Annotated in this window: 2 protein-coding genes; both read right to left on the bottom strand. The window is 48.3% G+C overall.

Features of this window, described 5'->3' with window-relative positions:
* Nucleotides 1-176 precede the first annotated feature (176 nt).
* Complete coding sequence (locus JNN12_14270; protein ID MBL7979500.1) at nt 177-1397, bottom strand: KamA family radical SAM protein; 1221 nt, start codon at nt 1395-1397, stop codon at nt 177-179.
* Between the two features lie 91 nt (nt 1398-1488).
* Nucleotides 1489-3054, bottom strand: a complete 1566-nt coding sequence (locus tag JNN12_14265) for a hydantoinase B/oxoprolinase family protein (GenBank protein ID MBL7979499.1) — start codon at nt 3052-3054, stop codon at nt 1489-1491.
* Nucleotides 3055-3812: the final 758 nt, after the last annotated feature.

The following is a 3812-nucleotide window of genomic DNA, read 5'->3' as shown; positions in this document are numbered from 1 at the left end:
GGCAACGCTGACGAAATGCGTGGCTCTTGCCATTTCGATAGCCATGTTCCAGTTCTGCACGCTGTTTTGCGCTTAAATTGATCTCTAATTTTCTACCCATGTATTTTTAGGGGTATTAAAATAGTAGTCAATTATTTTATTCCCGTACTTAAAAAGTCATTCTCTGTGGATTTTTATCAGAAAGATTTGAATACACAGGTCTCTTCTGTTAGGTTCTCGGTGGCAGCAGTGGGGACAAACGTAGCAGCCCCAATGGGAATGGTTGCAATACCTGGGGGTAACGGAATTTCAGGGAGCAACCTACGATAGTCTTCCTCGTCAGGAGGCATGGGATTGGGTTCGGCCCATAGTGCTTGGCGTGGCGTGCGCATTACCACATAGTCTCCGGCTCGTCCGATAAGGTAAGATCGGTTCATGGGCACCTTGCCGTATGGCGTATCAAGGACGTATTTGGGGATGGCATAACCACTGGTGTTGCCTTGAAGTGCCTCCATCAATGCCAGTCCTTTCTCAATCGAAGTTCTGAAGGCAGCAGTTCCGCCAATAAGTTGGGCTTGATACAAATAATAAGGACGAAGACGAAAGGAAATCAATTTTTCGCACAATTCTTTCATCACAGATGGGTCATCGTTTAACCCTTTCAACAAAACCGTTTGATTTCCGACCGGGATGCCAGCTCTGAGTAATTTTTCCACCGCAATTTGGGCCTCGTTTGTGAACTCCTTCGGGTGGTTAAAATGTGTATTCAGCCATATAGGATGGTATTTAGCCATCATATCCACCAAGTCGTCGGTAATACGATACGGCAGGGTGACCGGCAAACGGGAGCCAATCCGAATGATCTGGATGTGCGGAATGGCACGTAATCGACTGATGAGCCACTCCAGATTGGCATCGCTAAAAATAAGTGGATCGCCGCCTGTAAGTAAAACATCCCGAATTCCTGAATGAATGGCCAAATAGTCTATTGCCTCTTGTAGCTCGGCTTTGTTCAGGAAAAAATCGGCATCACCCACCATGCGTTTTCGCAAACAATAGCGGCAATAAATGGCGCACTCGGCGGTGACACAAAAGGCCACACGGTCTTTGTAGTTGTGAATCAGGTTTTTAACGGGCGAATGGGCCACCTCTTCCAAGGGATCCACTACGCCCACAATATCGGGTGCCATTTCGGACATTTTTGGGACAACGTGTTGCCGAATGGGACAATGTGGATCGTGTGGATCCATTAAGGAGGCATAGTAGGGCGTAATGTTCCACCGAAAGATGCCATCGGTCTCGCGAATGGCCTGTAATTCGTCCTCGGTGGGTGTAATGTATTGTGCCAAATCATCTGTAGTATGGATTCGGTTGCGCATTTGCCAGCGCCAATTCGTCCAGTTAAGGTCTTGTTGCATAAATTTTGAGGATAGGCCATTTTACAATGACTTTCTATCGGGTTGGATTGAGGGACAAATATGATTTGGGATGATGGTTGGCATTTAGTGGTTATTCGGAGATAGGCGTTCCCCAGCCACCTCCGCCGGGTGTTTCTACCCGTAGGACCTCGCCGATGCTGGCCTCGAAAGTGGCCACACCGGGAAGGACGGTATGCGTTCCGTCGGTATGAATCAGGATTTGTTTGCCCTGAACACCCGGTTCTCCGCCATGAATGCCATAGGGTTTCTCGTTGCGGTGTTGCCCGATTATGGTGACCGATAAAGGTTTCCTGAATTCCAATTCGCGAATCATCCCATCGCCACCGCGCCGTCGTCCATCACCGCCAGAGCCTTCACGGATACTCCATTCCCGCACCCGAATCGGATAGCGCAGTTCCAGCACTTCCGGATCCGTCATATGGGTATTGGTCATGTGTACTTGTACGGCCGAGGCACCGTGTGCGCCTGGCGTTGCACCCGACCCACCGCCGATGGTTTCGTAATATCCAAAACTTTCATCTCCGAAGAGTAGGTTGTTCATGGTTCCTTGGCTACAAGCCGCCAGGCCGAAAGCCTTGAGCAACGTATCCACTACCCGTTGCGAGGTTTCGGTATTGCCCGCCACAACAGCCGGACATTTTTCGGGATCGTTTGAAAAGGGTGGGTTAAGGAAAGACTCGGGTAAAATTAATCTAACATCTCGTAGAAGTCCTTCGTTTAGGGGCAGATCTTCGTCTAAGAGAAGCCGTAAAACATAGACCACTGCGCTATGGATAATGGCGGGCGTGGCATTAAAATTGGCTGGATGAACCGCAGAGGTTCCTGAAAAATCTATTAAAAGTAGCGGACGTTCCTCTGTAACCACTCGTTCTATTCGGACGGAAATTTGGTGACCATCGTCCAAAAACTCGGTCGCAAACAAGGGCGCTTGGCCTAAATCAACAAGGCGTTGAGCGATCCGCTCGGCGGCATGATGATAGAGTGCGTCCATATATAAGCATATGGTTTCGACACCAAATTGCGAACAAAGGTTTTGTAAAGCCCGTTTTCCAGCCATTAACGCGGCTAACGCAGCATTGATGTCTGCCAAGTTCTCATTTATGGCCCGCGTAGGGAAAGGGACGGATAGTAAGTGCTTCCGGATTTTTGTCCACTGAGGTTTTCCTTGGCGCACCAAATACATCGGTGGGATAACCACGCCCTCCTCGGCCAAGTTCTGTGCATCTGGCGGCATTGAGCCGGGACGTTTTCCGCCCAACTCGGCATGATGCGCACGGTTGATGACAAAGCCCACCCGTTTACCCGCATAAAATACGGGGGCGATCAAACTTATATCCGGTAAGTGAGAACCACCAAATGCTGGATGATTGGTAATGGCCACCTCTCCATCTTCCAACAACAATTCCTCTGCGACGGCACGGCCACACACCCCCAAGCCACCCAAATGAACCGGAATGTGCGGTGCGTTGGCCACCAACTCTCCACGACTGTTCAAAAGACCGCAAGAAAAATCCAACCGCTCTTTCACGTTTACCGAGAAGGCAGTTCGTCGCAACAAAGTGCCCATCTCGTCCACCACCGCCCGAAAGCGATTGATGAACAGTTCTAACTGAATAGGGTCTGGAATAGGTGACATATGATTTCTCTAAAAGACCAAGATACTTCCATTTGCTACACGATTCAACCAAAAGCCTTTGGCAAAATAGACACTTCCCCCTTGCAGGCCATTTATCCATTCTTGATGCCATGAAGATTCAAACGATAAGTAGTCATAAACTTGGGGCAATATAGACCTGACCTAAAAGTGACAAGTAAAAAGACAAAATTAATTTTTATTATACATTGAGAAGTTGATGGTCAACTCAGACCCAACAGCGGCGAGTGCAGACCAAACGGCAAAGAACAGGCATTCGGTTTGTGCATAGCCTGTTGGCCTTAGTCACCGCACTTTCAGCTCTTTTCAAAGCCGTTCGATAATATTGAGATGGGGTGGATAGGGTGGTAAATAGAAGATGAACAGTCCCTGTTTTGCCAAACCTCCAGACGTTCTTTGATTTTATGGGCCGAATGTATGCGCGCATTATCCAGCACGATTACGGTTGTTTTCTGGATTTCCAAGGAAAATGTATCCAATTTTGGGCGAACAAACTCGCTGCCAATTGTGTGTGCGCACGTGTCGAAAAACAGCCGGTTGTCGAACAAGAGCAAGCCCCAGATATGGAGTGACTTGCCTTTCTGTGCCGGAACTTCTATCTCTTCGCTTGGTTTTCCTTTCGGTCTTAGTCGGGTGCGCTTGAATCGGCACGCAAGTTTTTTAAAAAACGTCTAAGTGTTTTAAGACTGAATGTTCGGTTCAAATCCGCCTCCAAAAGTTTTTTGGCTTTAGAAAACCGC

The organism is Bacteroidetes Order II. bacterium (assembly GCA_016788705.1).
Classification (GTDB): Bacteria; Bacteroidota; Rhodothermia; order Rhodothermales; family UBA2364; genus UBA2364.
This window is presented reverse-complemented; position numbering and strand designations above follow the sequence as displayed.

Coding starts and splice junctions, on each gene's coding strand:
- JNN12_14270 (MBL7979500.1), bottom strand. CDS start 1,397: ATGCAACAAGACCTTAACTGGACGAATTGGCGCTGGCAAATGCGCAAC.
- JNN12_14265 (MBL7979499.1), bottom strand. CDS start 3,054: ATGTCACCTATTCCAGACCCTATTCAGTTAGAACTGTTCATCAATCGC.